Here is a 13,180-nt window from a genome sequence, read left to right on the forward strand (position 1 = left end):
GCGAGCCCGGGATTACTGCGGTTGAGCCGCCGCCAACAGCTCCTTGGTGTAGGGATGCTGGGGCGAGTCGAACACCTCATGGCTGGCGCCGTGCTCCACCACTTTACCGTCCTTGATCACGATCATGTCGTGGGCCAGGGCGCGGACCACTGCCAGATCATGGCTGATGAACAGGTAAGTCAGGCCATGCTTTTCCTGAAGCTGGCGGAGCAGGGCGACCACTTGCTTTTGCACGGTGCGGTCCAGGGCTGAGGTCGGTTCGTCCAGCAGAATCAGGGCCGGCTTGAGCACCAATGCCCGGGCGATGGCGATGCGTTGGCGCTGGCCACCGGAGAATTCGTGGGGGTAGCGGTGGCGGCTCTGCGGGTCGAGGCCGACTTCCTGCAGCGCCTGGATCACCTGCGCTTCACACTGCTCGGAACTGGACGAGCTGTGGACCTCAAGGCCTTCACTGATGATCTGCTGCACCGACATGCGAGGGCTGAGGCTGCCGAACGGGTCCTGGAACACCACCTGCATCTGCTTGCGCCACGGTCGCAGGTCTTTCTGCGACAGATGATCGAGGGCTTGTCCCTGGAAGCGGATGCTGCCTTCGGATTCGATCAGTCGCAGGATCGCCTGGCCGAGGGTGGATTTGCCGGAACCGGATTCACCGACGATCCCCAGGGTCTTGCCGCGCTGGATCGTCAGGCTGATGCCGTCCACGGCGCGCAGGTATTCCTTGCGCCGGAACAGCCCGCCGCCCAGGGCAAAGCTGACGCGCAGATCCTGCACTTGCAAGACGTCTTCGCGTTCGTCACGGGGCAGGGCTTCGCCTTCCGGTTCGGCGTGCAGCAACTCGCAGCTGTAGGGATGTTTCGGCGCGCTGAAGAGCGTTTCGCACGGCGCCTGTTCGACGATTTCCCCGGCCTTCATCACGCAGACCCGTTGCGCGATGCTGCGCACCAGGTTCAGGTCGTGGCTGATCAGCAGCAGTGACATGCCGAGTCGTTGCTGCAGGGACTTGAGCAGCAGCAGAATCTTGCGCTGCACCGTCACGTCGAGCGCGGTGGTCGGTTCGTCGGCAATCAACAGTTCCGGTTCGCAGGCCAGGGCCATGGCAATCATCACCCGCTGTCGTTGGCCGCCGGAGAGTTGATGCGGGTAGGCCTTGAGGCGTTCGATGGGTTTCTGGATGCCCACCAGGGCCAGCAACTCCAGAATGCGCTGGCGCGCGGCCTTGCCGCCCAGGCCCTTGTGCAGCATGAGGGTTTCGCCAATCTGCTTTTCGACGCTGTGCAGCGGGTTCAGCGAGGTCATGGGTTCCTGGAAGATCATCGCGATCCGGTCTCCGCGCAGTTCGCGCAGGACCCTGGCCTCGGCGCCCACCAGTTCCTGGCCGCGATAGCGGATGCTGCCGGTGGTACGGCTGCCGGTTTGCGGCAGCAGTTGCAGGATCGAATGGGCCGTTACCGACTTGCCGGAGCCTGACTCGCCCACCAGGGCCAGGCATTCGCCGGGGCGGATATCCAGGCACAGGTTGCGCACCACGGTTTGGTCGTTGAAGGCCACGCTCAAGTCGCGGATTTCGATCAGGTTGTCGCTCATCTCAGGGTTCCGCTTCATGGCCGTGGATCAGGATCGGGGGTCGAATGCATCGCGCAACGCCTCGCCAATGAACACCAGCAGAGAAAGAATCAGCGCCAGGGTGAAGAACGCCGTCAGGCCCAGCCACGGCGCTTGCAGGTTCTGTTTGCCCTGGCCGATCAACTCGCCCAGCGACGCGCTGCCCGCCGGCATGCCGAAGCCGAGGAAGTCCAGGGCGGTGAGGGTGGAAATCGCCCCGGTGAGGATGAACGGCAGATAACTCAGGGTGGCGTTCATCGCGTTGGGCAGGATATGCCGCACGATCACCTTGCGGTCGGACAGGCCCAGGGCTCTGGCGGCCTTGACGTATTCAAGGTTGCGCCCGCGCAGGAACTCGGCGCGCACCACATCCACCAGGGCCAGCCAGGAAAACAGCGCCATGATTCCCAGCAGCCACCAGAAATTCGGCTCGACGAAGCCGGACAGAATGATCAGCAGATAGAGCACCGGCAGCCCGGACCAGACTTCCAGCAGGCGTTGCCCCAGCAGGTCCACCCAGCCGCCGTAATACCCCTGCAAAGCACCGGCGCTGATGCCGATCAGCGCGCTGATGGCCGTCAGGGCCAAGGCGAACAGAATCGACACCCGTGCCCCGAAGATCACCCGGGCCAGCACGTCCCGGGCCTGATCATCGGTGCCCAGCCAGTTCACCGACGAGGGCGGGCTTGGGGTCGGCTGGTTCAGGTCGTAGTTGGGTGTGTCGTCGCTGAACGGGATCGGCGGGAACAACAGCCAGCCGCCGTCCTTGTGGATCAGATCCTGCACGTAGCTGCTGCGGTAATCGGCCTGGAACGGCAACTGCCCGCCAAACTCCTGTTCGGTGTAGCGCTTGAACACTGGGAAATACAGCGACCCCTGGTAACTCACCAGCAACGGCTTGTCGTTGGCGATCAATTCGCCGCCCAGGGTCAGCATGAACAGGCCGATGAACAGCCACAGCGACCACCAACCCCGGCGATTCTTCTTGAAACGCTCAAAACGCCGGCGGCCCAAGGGTGACAACTTGAACATCAGGCGTTCCTCGCGGCGAAGTCGATACGCGGGTCCACCAGGGTGTAGCACAGGTCGCCGATGAGTTTGATCAGCAAGCCGAACAGCGTGAAGATGAACAGCGAACCGAACACCACCGGATAGTCCCGGGACACCGCGGCTTCATAGCTCATGCGTCCCAGGCCATCGAGGGAGAAGATCACCTCGATCAGCAAGGAGCCGGCGAAAAACACGCTGATGAACGCCTGGGGAATCCCTGACACCACCAGCAGCATCGCATTGCGGAACACATGGCCATACAGCACGCGTCGTTCGCTCATACCCTTGGCTCGCGCGGTGACCACGTACTGGCGGGTGATTTCGTTGAGGAACGAGTTCTTGGTCAGGATCGTCAAGGTGGCGAAACCGCCAATCACCAGCGAAGTGACCGGCAGGACCAGGTGCCAGAAATAATCGGTGATCTTGCCCAGTGTCGACAGCGACTCGAAGTTGTCAGACACCAGCCCGCGCACCGGAAACCAGTTCAACGACGTGCCGCCGGCAAACATCACGATCAGGAACATGGCGAACAGAAATGCCGGCATGGCGTAGCCGATGATGATCGCCGTGCTGCTCCACACATCGAAGGCCGAGCCATGGCGCACCGCCTTGCGGATGCCCAGGGGAATCGACACCAGGTAGGTGATCAGCGTGGCCCAGAGCCCGAGGGAAATGGTCACCGGCATCTTCTCCAGGATCAGGTCGGTCACCGTGGCGCCGCGAAAGAAGCTCTTGCCAAAGTCCATTCGGGCGTAGCTGCTGAGCATCAGCCACAAACGCTCGTGGGCCGGTTTGTCGAAGCCGTATTGTTTTTCGATGTCCTTGATCAGCTGTGGATCGAGGCCGCGACTGGCTCGCGAACTGCCGGTCATGGCAGTGCCCGAACTGCCGACGCTGGCGCCGCCGATGCCTTGCAGTTGGGCGATGGCCTGTTCCACCGGCCCGCCCGGAGCGGCCTGCACGATGACGAAGTTCACCAACAGGATGATGACCAGCGTCGGAATGATCAGCAGCAAGCGCCGCGCGATATAGGCCCACATCAATGCCGCCCTCCAGGGGAGCCGCGTTTGAGGCGTTCGGCGGCCATTTGCTCGTTGGTCAGCGGTGTGGTGCTCATTTCCCACCAGCTCTCGATGGCTTCGTCATTGCTGGCCTGCACTTTGGGTCTGCCAAAGCGGTTCCACCAGACGGTCGAACTGCCCGGCGGGTAGTAGTTGGGGATCCAGTAGTAATTCCATTGCAGCACCCGGTCGAGGGCGTGGGCATGGCGGAGCATGTCGCGCTGGGTGGTGGCTTTGACCAGCCCGTCGATCAGGGCATCGACGGCCGGATTCTGCAAGGCCATGTAATTGTTGGCGCCCGGATCGTTGGCCGCCGCCGAGCCGAAATAGTTGTAGAGCTCCATGCCCGGCGAAGTGCTGACGGGATAGCCGGTGATGATCATGTCGTAGTCGCGACTCATCAGGCGATTGACGTATTGGGAGGCGTCGATGCGCCGGATGCTCATGTCGATGCCGATCTGTGCCAGGGTGCGCTTGTAGGGCAGCAACAGCCGGTCGAGGCCGTTCTGGCTGATCAGGAACGTGAAGCTCAGCGCTTCCCCCTCGGCATTGACCAGGCGGTCGCCGTCGGGTTTCCAGCCGGCCTGTTGCAGCAGCGCCAGGGCTTGCAGTTGTTTGTCACGGATCACGCCGCTGCCGTCGGTTTTCGGTGCGTGGAAGACTTGGCTGAAGACTTCCTCTGGGACTTTGCCGCGTAACGGTTCGAGAATCGCCAGTTCGTCGGCATCGGGCAGTTGCCGGGCGGCTAGGTCGGTGTTGGAGAAAAAACTCTGCTGGCGCACATAGAGGTTGCGCATCATCTGGCGGTTGCTCCACTCGAAATCCCAGAGCATGGCCAGGGCTTGGCGGACACGCCGATCCTGGAACTGCGGTTTTTGCAGGTTGAACACGAAGCCTTGGGCCGTTTGGGGAGCCTCGGTGGCCAGGTGGGCCTTTTGCAGGCGACCGTCATGCAGGGCCGGGCTGTCATAGCCGATGGAATAACCGGTGGCGGAGAACTCGCGATTGTAGTCATAAGCGCCGCCACGCAAGACCTGCCGCGCCACATCGGTATCGCCGAAATACTCGATGCTGAAATGGTCGAAATTGTAGAGCCCGCGACTGACCGGCAGGTCCTTGCCCCACCAGTCGGGGTTGCGCTCGAAGGTGATGCTGCGTCCCGAGTCGATCCGGCCCACCCGATAGGGGCCACTGCCCAGCGGGGCTTCGTAGCCACCTCCACTGGCAAAGTCGCGGGTTTTCCACCAGTGCTCGGGAAAGACCGGCAGTGTGGCGATGTCCAGAGGCAGGGTACGGTTTTCGTTGTTCTTGAAGTCGAAGCGAACGGTGCGCTCGGATTCCACTTCGACGCCTTTGACGGCGGCGAACTGGGTGCGATACCGCAGGCTGCCCTGGGTCATCAACAGCTCGAAGGTGTAGCGCACGTCCTCGGCGGTGATGGGCTTGCCATCGGCAAACCGGGCCTTGGGATTGAGGTAGAAGCGCAAGGACAGGCCATCGTCGGCGCGTTCCATCTTCTGCGCCACCAGGCCATAGACGGTGTAGGGCTCGTCCAGCGAGCGCTGAGCCAGCGGCGAATACAGCATTCCATCGATCTGGCTGACGCCGATGCCTTTGTCGATGTAGGGCAGGACGTGGTCGAAATGGCCGATCTCGATGGCCGAGCGGCGCATGGTGCCGCCTTTGGGGGCCTGGGGATTGGTATAGGCGAAGTGGCTGAAGCCCTGGGGGTACTTGGCCGGTTCGCCATACACCGTCAGGGCATGTTGCGGTGTGGCATCCACACCGGCGGCACCTGTCAGCAGGACCACGGCATTGAACAGCAGTGAAGGGAACGCCAGTCGCATTGTCAGCCTTAAAGCCGGGTGATAGATGACCACGATTTGTACGCGAGCTACGCCTTGATCGCTAGCCCCTTGGCCTGACACAAACACAACGGCCCACCGAAGGGCGGGCCGTTATGTCGATAAGCCGGGATCAGTCCTGGCGGCTGGTCACTTCCAGCAGGTGATAGCCGAACTGGGTCTTGACCGGACCCTGCACCACATTGATCGGGGCGCTGAATACCACGGTGTCGAATTCCTTGACCATCTGGCCTGGACCGAACGAACCCAGGTCGCCGCCCTGACGGCTGGACGGGCACGAGGAGTTGGCTTTGGCGACTTCAGCGAAATCGGCGCCGGCTTCGATCTGAGCCTTGAGTTCGTTGCACTTCTCTTCGCTGGAAACCAGGATGTGGCGGGCAGTGGCTTTGGCCATGGGTAAAATTCCTTTCAATAGCTTTAAAGGTGTTGAGCCTACCGGAATCACTGACCGGTTGTTGTCAAAAATGCGTCAAAACCTTGAGTCTGTCGATCAAAGGCCGGCTTTGCGCAGGCGTTCGGCGTGGCGCACGTAAAGCTCCACCGGGTCTGTACCCTTGCGGCTGCAACCGGCTGTCTGGTTGATGGCGTCCATGTGGTCCAGTGGATAGTCAGAGCGAATGACCTTGCCCAGGTGCGAGCTGAAGCGTCCCACCAGGCCGTCGTTCTGCCCGGCTTCGGTGATGAAATACTCGGAAAAGGCCCGGCAGAAACCCTGCAGTGGGTCCATCGCATTGCACGCTCCGTTCTCGGAGTCCGGCAACGTGCCGCTCCATGAGTAGTAGCGCACCCCGTTGACCCTTTGTGCTCCGTTGCCGCCCCAGTGTTTGGGCAGGCCTTGGGGGTATTTGTCATTGAACGCGCCTACGCCTTCGGTGGTCAGCGCCGCCAGTGCTGCGATGGCCGCGTGTGGCAGTTGCGCCTGGCCGCCCAGCAGCGAGATGAAGTCAGCAAAAAGCGTGGCGACTTTATCCGCCACATGCTCTGGCAGGCGCCCCGGGGTCAGGGCTTTGTAGAGGAAATCAATCAGTTCGGAGCCATGATTGGGGCCGCTGACCGAGGTCACCGAGGCCACCCTGTCGGGGGCAACAGCGCCGGCGTATCGGGCGGCCAGCGCGCCCTGGCTGTGACCGATCAGGTTGACCCTGGTGGCGCCGGTGCCGCTCAGGATCCGATCGATCTGTGCCAGCAGTTGTTCACCACGGGCTTCATTGGAATGTGTCGCTGACAAATAGGGGATGAACACCCGGGCACCGGCGGCGCGTAATGCCTGTTTGATCCCGTGGAAGAGTTCGAAGCCGCCGACCCTGTCAAACCCGAACAACCCATGGACCAGCAGGATGGGAAATTGAGTGGTTGCATTCCGTTGCATGTTCGTACCTTTTTCGAAGAGGTTCCTGTTGAATTCGCGACGTCACTCTAATGCAGGCTTGTGCTGGACGGTGTAGGAAGAAACCGCAGTGCTCTGCTGAAAACGGAATAGAAGAAGTGGGAAGGGTCGGACTGGAGCCGGACGGATCTGAGCGTATCGGGATACTTCCGATTGCCCTTGGCGCTTGCGGCTACAACTTCACCGGCACCAGGCCACTCCCGTGGTCGTCTTGTCTGACTGTGGGTTTGGGACGGTCGAGGTTTAATGGCTTCATCGGGTGCCGCGATATGAACGCGGTGCCTTTATCCAAGGACTGGAGCCTATGTATGACCACTTACCCATCTGCCCCGCGAGCCCGGCTCGCACCCCTGACGAAATTGCCGGCCCCGTTTCTGGCAGCGGCCACGGCAGGGGTGATCAACCCCGCTTGGCGCAAGGTCGTCATCACCGTCAAGCCATATCCAATGATGACGTGCGGAGATGAGTTGCTGCTGTTCTGGCACGGACTCAATTCAGACGCCGAACCCTATCGGCATGAAGTGCGAAGGTTCATCACTGAGCGACATGTGGGGCGAGATGTCGTTTTTGTTGTGCGCGAGCCGCATATCGCCGAGCTGGACGGCGGCTCGCTGGAGATCAGCTACCAAGTGACGAGCAAACGGCTGCCGGCCACGCTGGTTTCCCAGCCTTTGCAACTGGATATCGGCGATGTTTCCTTGCAACTGCCGGCCGCCGTTGCCAACGATGCCGTGGGCGGCAGCCTGGACCCGGCGCGGGTGCCCGAAGGAACGTGCGTGACCATCAAACCCTATTCCAGAATGGCCGTCGGCGACCGGTTGATCCTGATTGCCAGCAACGATTCCAGGGCCGTTTGGCGCGATGTGCTGGATATCGAGGCTCATGCCGTCGGCCGCGAGGTAGCGTTCTGGGTCGATCATGCGCTGATTGCCCCTCATGAGGGTCAAAGCCTGAGCCTGACCTATGTCGTCCGGCGCGGACATTCGGTGCGTCGCGCCGAGCCCCTGTCGTTGCACCTGGGGCCTTTGCGACGTCCTGCTCTGAAAGCGCCGCGGATTGCGGGATTGAACGCGGGCGGGCTGGATGTCGACGGGTTACAGGAAGGGGTGAGTGTCGTCATCGACGATGCCGGGTTTGAGGCTGGCGAGCTGGTCTGGCTGCAGTGCAACGGCAGTTACGCGCATGTCGCCGAGCGCGAAATCACCGCGGCGACGGCAGGTCAAGCGCTGACCTTTGTAGTGCCTGCGGCGTTCTGGCAGGACCAGCGCGGCAGGTCGGTGCACTTGTTTTATCAGGTCGAGCGCCTGGACGATGTGAGCCAGCATTCGGAGTGGGTCACCGTCCAGGTTCGCTCCGAGACAAAAAGCTGAGCGCCCTCGCTGGGGAGGGCGCTTTCAGGATTCAGGCCGACACCAGTTGACGATGGGCCTGACGCAGCAGTTGCTCGGTGGTCGCCCAACCCAGGCAGCCATCGGTCACCGATACGCCGTAACGCAGCGACGGGCCCAACGACTGGCAACCTTCGAACAGGTGGCTTTCCAGCATCATGCCGATGAGGGAGTGGTTTCCTTGCAGGCGCTGTTCCAGGACGTCGTTGAACACCTGAGGCTGGCGCAACGGGTCTTTGCCACTGTTGGCGTGGCTGCAATCCACCATGATCCGGGCCGGTATTTTCAGGCGGGTCAGGTCATTGTGTATCTGTGTGACGCTCTGGCGGTCATAGTTCGGCCCGCGATGACCGCCGCGCAGCACCAGATGAGTGTCGGGGTTACCCTGGGTCTGGATGATCGCCGGATGCCCCTGGCTGTCGACGCCGAAATGCCGATGAGGATGGGCTGCCGAGCGCATGGCATCGCAGGCGATGCCAACACCGCCGTCCGTGCCGTTCTTGAAACCGACCGGCATGCCCAGGCCGCTGGCCATTTCCCGGTGGATCTGCGATTCGGTGGTACGCGCGCCGATGGCGACCCAACTGAGCAGGTCATCGAAGTAGTTGGTGGCCATGGGTTGCAGCAGTTCGGTGGCCACCGGCAGGCCCAACTGGAGCATTTCGCGCATCAGTTCCCGGGACAGCGTCAGGCCGCCGGCCATGTCATCGCTGCCATCCAGGCCAGGGTCGTAAGCGAGGCCTTTCCAGCCTACCGTCGTGCGGGGTTTTTCCACGTAGGCGCGCATCACCAGCAGCATGCTGTCGCTGACTTCATGGGCCACGCGCGCCAGGTTGGCAGCGTATTCGAGGGCCGATTTCGGGTCGTGGATGGAGCAGGGGCCGACAACGACCAGCAGGCGGGAGTCCTCACCGTCGAGAATCGCGCGGATTGCCTGGCGATGGACATTGACCTGTTGGCTCAGCGCCGAACTGAGGGGCAACTGTTGCTTGAGTTGCAATGAGCTGGGCAGACGCAGGGTCAGGGCTTCATTGGCGGGGTTGAGCGTGGACAGCGGCAAAGCAGAGACGGACGAATTCATGATCTGGTTTCCTGGGCGGGCAGCGGGTTCATTCCCGCGCGCCGGCCCTATTGGGGTGTTCGACAATTGGCCGTATTGGCCCGCAACTGAGGCTTGCCACCGGTAGGTGACCGATCGGAGGCGGCAGGCTGTCCCGAGCGGTGGCTGGTAAATCGCCAGGCGGAAAAACTGTCGTAACGGTAATAAGTGGCGTAGTTCATGGCTCAATCCTCAAGTTTGTCTGGTGTCGCAAAAATGTGTGGGGCTGAAAAAACAAAACCCCCGGTCGGGAGGCCGACCGGGGGTTAGAAAACTCTGGAAGGCGACCCGTTTAAATTGGGCGCCGGTTGGGTATCAGGCGCGCCAGTGGCTAAACCAATACCCAAAATAAAAGCTGACCGGAGTCTGAACACTGTTCTCCCAGGCAGCCGCAACCGAGCGCGGGGCGCTGGCGGTTTGAAGCGATGCGAGGGCGTTGAACATGGTCTGTCTCCGATGAATGGCCCTGAGCTTACTAGAGCAGGGCGGGCCGGTTCAATCAGAAAATTCTATCGTGGGCATGTGATTGTTCATCCTGGCTTGAGTCCGGCGGGCTTTATGACAAACTTTGGGTTTGCACCTTCTCTCGATCTGGCTTTCGGCCTGAGCGAGTTGTGGTGCCCGACTGTTATCGGGCCCAGTCGTATGGGTGACCATTCTTTGAAGAGGTACACATGAGTTTCCAGTGGCGTGCGGCAACGGCCGAGGACATCGCCTTTGCCCGGCAACTGACGTGCATCAACATGCTTCCCTATTACTTGCACCATGATTTGTTATGGCAGGACGAAGCATTCGATCTGGCCTGGATCATTCGTCAGAACTGGATCATCTGCCGCGAGGGGCAAGCGTTGGGTTTTGTGAGTCTGAGTCGTGATGCCCGGGCGTTGTATATCCGGGAGCTACAGATTGCCGAGGCGTTTCGGGGGCAGGGCGCCGGCACCTGGGCGATCGGTCAGGTTTGGGACATGATGATGCAGGAGCGTCGCCCGGCGTTACGCCTGACGGTTTTCAAGAACAATCCGGCCAGGGTGCTCTACGAGCGCATGGGGCTGCAGGTGGTCGGCGAGGATGAATGTTTCCTGAGGATGGAACGGGCCGCCAGGGCTTGAGGCCTCGGATTGCGTGCCTGTGAAAGACGCGTTGTAACTTTTATATGTCCCTTTGCGCTAGGTCTGCCGGATGGTTTTTGCTAAGGTGTTGGGCAACCCAAATAAGACCAAATCGTGAGGTGTCTGCTTGATTAGGGTGTTAGTGGTCGACGACCATGATCTCGTCCGTACGGGCATTACACGAATGCTGGCTGATATCGACGGTCTGCAGGTGGTTGGTCAGGCTGAATCCGGGGAAGAGTCCCTTATCAAGGCGCGTGAACTGAAACCCGACGTGGTACTGATGGACGTCAAGATGCCAGGCATCGGCGGTCTTGAAGCCACGCGTAAACTGCTGCGCAGCCACCCGGACATCAAGGTGGTCGCGGTGACCGTGTGTGAAGAAGATCCGTTCCCGACCCGGTTGTTGCAGGCGGGTGCTGCGGGTTACCTCACCAAGGGCGCCGGCTTGAACGAGATGGTCCAGGCCATTCGCCTGGTATTTGCCGGTCAGCGTTACATCAGCCCGCAAATTGCCCAGCAGTTGGCAATCAAGTCGTTCCAGCCGACCAATGAATCGCCCTTCGATGCGCTGTCGGAACGGGAAATCCAGATTGCCCTGATGATTGTCGGTTGCCAAAAGGTGCAGATCATCTCCGATAAGCTGTGCTTGTCGCCTAAAACCGTCAACACCTACCGTTACCGAATCTTCGAGAAGCTGTCGATCAGCAGCGATGTCGAGTTGACGCTGCTGGCGGTGCGCCACGGCATGGTCGATGCCAGCGCCTGATAATGACTGAACTGTTTGATCCAAGTGCTTTCCTGTCCACATGCAGCGGTCGCCCAGGCGTCTACCGCATGTTCGACAGCGATGCGCGTCTGCTTTACGTCGGTAAGGCCAAGAACCTCAAGAAGCGTCTGGCCAGCTACTTTCGTAAAACCGGCCTCGCGCCAAAGACCGCCGCCCTGGTGGGGCGCATCGCGCAAGTCGAAACCACCATCACCGCCAATGAAACCGAGGCCTTGCTGCTCGAGCAGACGCTGATCAAGGAATGGCGGCCGCCGTACAATATTCTGCTGCGTGACGATAAGTCCTACCCGTACGTGTTCCTGTCCGACGGGGCATTTCCGCGTCTGAGCATCCACCGCGGGGCCAAGAAGGCCAAGGGCCGGTATTTCGGTCCTTACCCCAGCGCTGGGGCGATCCGTGAAAGCCTGAGTCTGTTGCAGAAGACCTTCTTCGTTCGCCAATGTGAAGACAGCTATTACAAGAACCGTACCCGACCCTGCCTGCAATATCAGATCAAACGCTGCAAAGCGCCTTGCGTCGGGTTCGTCGAACCCCAGGTCTACGCCGAAGACGTGCGCCACTCGGTGATGTTTCTTGAAGGTCGCAGCAATGCGTTGACCGACGAACTGTCGGCGGCGATGGAGGACGCGGCGGTCAATCTTGAGTTTGAGCGGGCTGCCGAGCTGCGTGACCAGATCGGGCTGCTGCGCCGCGTGCAGGATCAGCAGAGCATGGAAGGTGGCAGCGGCGACGTTGACGTGATCGCCGCGTTCATCAACCCGGGTGGCGCCTGCGTTCACCTGATCAGCGTGCGCGGCGGTCGGGTGCTGGGTAGCAAGAACTTCTTTCCCCAGGTGGGTATCGAGGAAGACGTGGCCGAAGTCATGGCGGCGTTTTTGGGCCAGTACTACATCAGCAGCCCGGAACGCGACCTGCCTGCCGAGTTGATCGTCAATGTGGTCCACGAAGACTTCCCAGCCCTGGTCGAGGCCATTGACAAGCTTCGTGGTCGTGAACTGACCATCAGCCATCGCGTGCGTGGCACCCGGGCGCGCTGGCAGCAACTGGCCGTGACCAACGCCGAACAGGCCCTTGGCGCACGCTTGGCCAACCGCCAGCATGTGGCGGCACGGTTCGACGCCTTGGCCGATGTCCTTAACCTGGACGAGCCGCCGCAGCGGCTGGAGTGCTACGACATCAGTCACTCCAGTGGCGAAGCGACCGTAGCCTCTTGTGTGGTGTTTGGTCCGGAGGGCCCGATCAAGTCCGATTACCGACGCTACAACATCGAAGGCGTTACCCCGGGCGATGATTATGCGGCGATGCATCAGGCGCTGATGCGCCGGTTCGGCAAGCTCAAGGACGGGGAGGGCAAGCTGCCGGACATCCTGCTGGTGGACGGCGGCAAAGGCCAGCTGTCCATGGCCCGCGACGTATTGAACGAGCTGATGGTCCCCGACCTGATCCTGCTGGGCGTGGCCAAGGGCGCCACCCGCAAGGCCGGTTTCGAGACCTTGTACCTGAACGATGCGGCCCATGAGTTCACCCTGAAAGGGGATTCGCCGGCGCTGCACCTGATCCAGCAGATCCGTGACGAAGCACACCGTTTCGCCATTACCGGACACCGCGCCCGCCGGGGCAAGACCCGCCGTACATCGACGCTGGAAGGTGTGGCAGGGGTTGGCCCGACGCGACGTCGCGATCTATTGAAACATTTTGGTGGATTGCAGGAGCTGTCTCGTGCCAGCATCGAAGAGATAGCCAAAGCTCCCGGTATCAGTAAAAAGCTCGCTGAGTCGATTTATGCAAGCCTGCATAGCGAGTAGAATGCCCGTCAACCTCGCAGC

At 61.1% G+C, this 13,180-nt stretch carries 11 protein-coding genes; 4 read left to right on the top strand and 7 right to left on the bottom strand.

The window, feature by feature from the left end; genetic code table 11:
- Positions 1-12: 12 nt before the first annotated feature.
- The 6 genes from T3A99_RS13215 to T3A99_RS13240 all read right to left on the bottom strand — a co-directional run bounded on the left by T3A99_RS13215 (position 13) and on the right by T3A99_RS13240 (position 6,950).
- Positions 13-1,587 carry an ABC transporter ATP-binding protein gene (locus T3A99_RS13215; protein WP_160894201.1) on the bottom strand — a complete coding sequence of 525 codons (1,575 nt, stop codon included), beginning with the start codon at positions 1,585-1,587 and terminating at the stop codon, positions 13-15.
- Positions 1,588-1,614: 27 nt separating this feature from the next.
- Complete coding sequence (locus tag T3A99_RS13220; protein ID WP_047227850.1) at positions 1,615-2,637, bottom strand: ABC transporter permease; 1,023 nt, start codon at positions 2,635-2,637, stop codon at positions 1,615-1,617.
- Positions 2,637-3,695, bottom strand: coding sequence for a microcin C ABC transporter permease YejB (locus tag T3A99_RS13225; RefSeq protein WP_188251063.1), 1,059 nt, complete (start codon positions 3,693-3,695; stop codon positions 2,637-2,639). The genes T3A99_RS13220 and T3A99_RS13225 overlap by 1 nt, the downstream gene beginning before the upstream one ends.
- Entirely contained in the window at positions 3,695-5,563 is a 1,869-nt protein-coding gene (locus T3A99_RS13230) for an extracellular solute-binding protein (RefSeq protein WP_322834450.1), read from the bottom strand. The genes T3A99_RS13225 and T3A99_RS13230 overlap by 1 nt, the downstream gene beginning before the upstream one ends.
- Positions 5,564-5,693: 130 nt before the next feature.
- Positions 5,694-5,975 carry a peptidylprolyl isomerase gene (locus T3A99_RS13235; RefSeq protein WP_007898306.1) on the bottom strand — a complete coding sequence of 94 codons (282 nt, stop codon included), beginning with the start codon at positions 5,973-5,975 and terminating at the stop codon, positions 5,694-5,696.
- A gap of 96 nt (positions 5,976-6,071) precedes the next feature.
- Positions 6,072-6,950 (bottom strand): esterase/lipase family protein, encoded by an 879-nt coding sequence (locus T3A99_RS13240; RefSeq protein WP_047227853.1) that lies wholly within the window; start codon positions 6,948-6,950, stop codon positions 6,072-6,074.
- A 326-nt stretch (positions 6,951-7,276) separates the two neighbouring features.
- On the opposite strand from T3A99_RS13240, the gene T3A99_RS13245 reads away from it, so the two are divergent.
- On the top strand, positions 7,277-8,338 hold the full coding sequence (locus tag T3A99_RS13245; RefSeq protein WP_322834451.1) for a hypothetical protein: 1,062 nt from the start codon (positions 7,277-7,279) through the stop codon (positions 8,336-8,338).
- Positions 8,339-8,369: 31 nt separating this feature from the next.
- Here the strand turns inward: T3A99_RS13245 and T3A99_RS13250 are convergent, their stop codons facing one another.
- Positions 8,370-9,437, bottom strand: a complete 1,068-nt coding sequence (locus T3A99_RS13250) for a 3-deoxy-7-phosphoheptulonate synthase (protein ID WP_322834452.1) — start codon at positions 9,435-9,437, stop codon at positions 8,370-8,372.
- Positions 9,438-10,129: 692 nt separating this feature from the next.
- On the opposite strand from T3A99_RS13250, the gene T3A99_RS13255 reads away from it, so the two are divergent.
- From T3A99_RS13255 to uvrC, 3 genes are all read left to right on the top strand, one after another.
- Entirely contained in the window at positions 10,130-10,564 is a 435-nt protein-coding gene (locus T3A99_RS13255) for a GNAT family N-acetyltransferase (protein ID WP_076384052.1), read from the top strand.
- 127 nt (positions 10,565-10,691) lie between these two features.
- The gene (uvrY, locus tag T3A99_RS13260) at positions 10,692-11,333 is read left to right on the top strand and encodes a UvrY/SirA/GacA family response regulator transcription factor (protein WP_024781217.1); all 642 of its coding nucleotides are present in this window, start codon (positions 10,692-10,694) and stop codon (positions 11,331-11,333) included.
- 2 nt (positions 11,334-11,335) lie between these two features.
- On the top strand, positions 11,336-13,159 hold the full coding sequence (uvrC, locus tag T3A99_RS13265) for an excinuclease ABC subunit UvrC (protein ID WP_047227858.1): 1,824 nt from the start codon (positions 11,336-11,338) through the stop codon (positions 13,157-13,159).
- Positions 13,160-13,180 lie beyond the last annotated feature (21 nt).

The sequence above is a fragment of the Pseudomonas sp. N-137 genome (genome assembly GCF_034555295.1).
In the GTDB taxonomy this organism is placed as follows: Bacteria; Pseudomonadota; Gammaproteobacteria; order Pseudomonadales; family Pseudomonadaceae; genus Aquipseudomonas; species Aquipseudomonas rhizophila.

What these genes read in the sequence shown, in the direction of transcription:
- T3A99_RS13215 (WP_160894201.1), bottom strand. Translation starts at nt 1,587, where the DNA reads ATGAGCGACAACCTGATCGAAATCCGCGACTTGAGCGTGGCCTTCAAC.
- T3A99_RS13220 (WP_047227850.1), bottom strand. Translation starts at nt 2,637, where the DNA reads ATGTTCAAGTTGTCACCCTTGGGCCGCCGGCGTTTTGAGCGTTTCAAG.
- T3A99_RS13225 (WP_188251063.1), bottom strand. Translation starts at nt 3,695, where the DNA reads ATGTGGGCCTATATCGCGCGGCGCTTGCTGCTGATCATTCCGACGCTG.
- T3A99_RS13230 (WP_322834450.1), bottom strand. Translation starts at nt 5,563, where the DNA reads ATGCGACTGGCGTTCCCTTCACTGCTGTTCAATGCCGTGGTCCTGCTG.
- T3A99_RS13235 (WP_007898306.1), bottom strand. Translation starts at nt 5,975, where the DNA reads ATGGCCAAAGCCACTGCCCGCCACATCCTGGTTTCCAGCGAAGAGAAG.
- T3A99_RS13240 (WP_047227853.1), bottom strand. Translation starts at nt 6,950, where the DNA reads ATGCAACGGAATGCAACCACTCAATTTCCCATCCTGCTGGTCCATGGG.
- T3A99_RS13245 (WP_322834451.1), top strand. Translation starts at nt 7,277, where the DNA reads ATGACCACTTACCCATCTGCCCCGCGAGCCCGGCTCGCACCCCTGACG.
- T3A99_RS13250 (WP_322834452.1), bottom strand. Translation starts at nt 9,437, where the DNA reads ATGAATTCGTCCGTCTCTGCTTTGCCGCTGTCCACGCTCAACCCCGCC.
- T3A99_RS13255 (WP_076384052.1), top strand. Translation starts at nt 10,130, where the DNA reads ATGAGTTTCCAGTGGCGTGCGGCAACGGCCGAGGACATCGCCTTTGCC.
- uvrC (WP_047227858.1), top strand. Translation starts at nt 11,336, where the DNA reads ATGACTGAACTGTTTGATCCAAGTGCTTTCCTGTCCACATGCAGCGGT.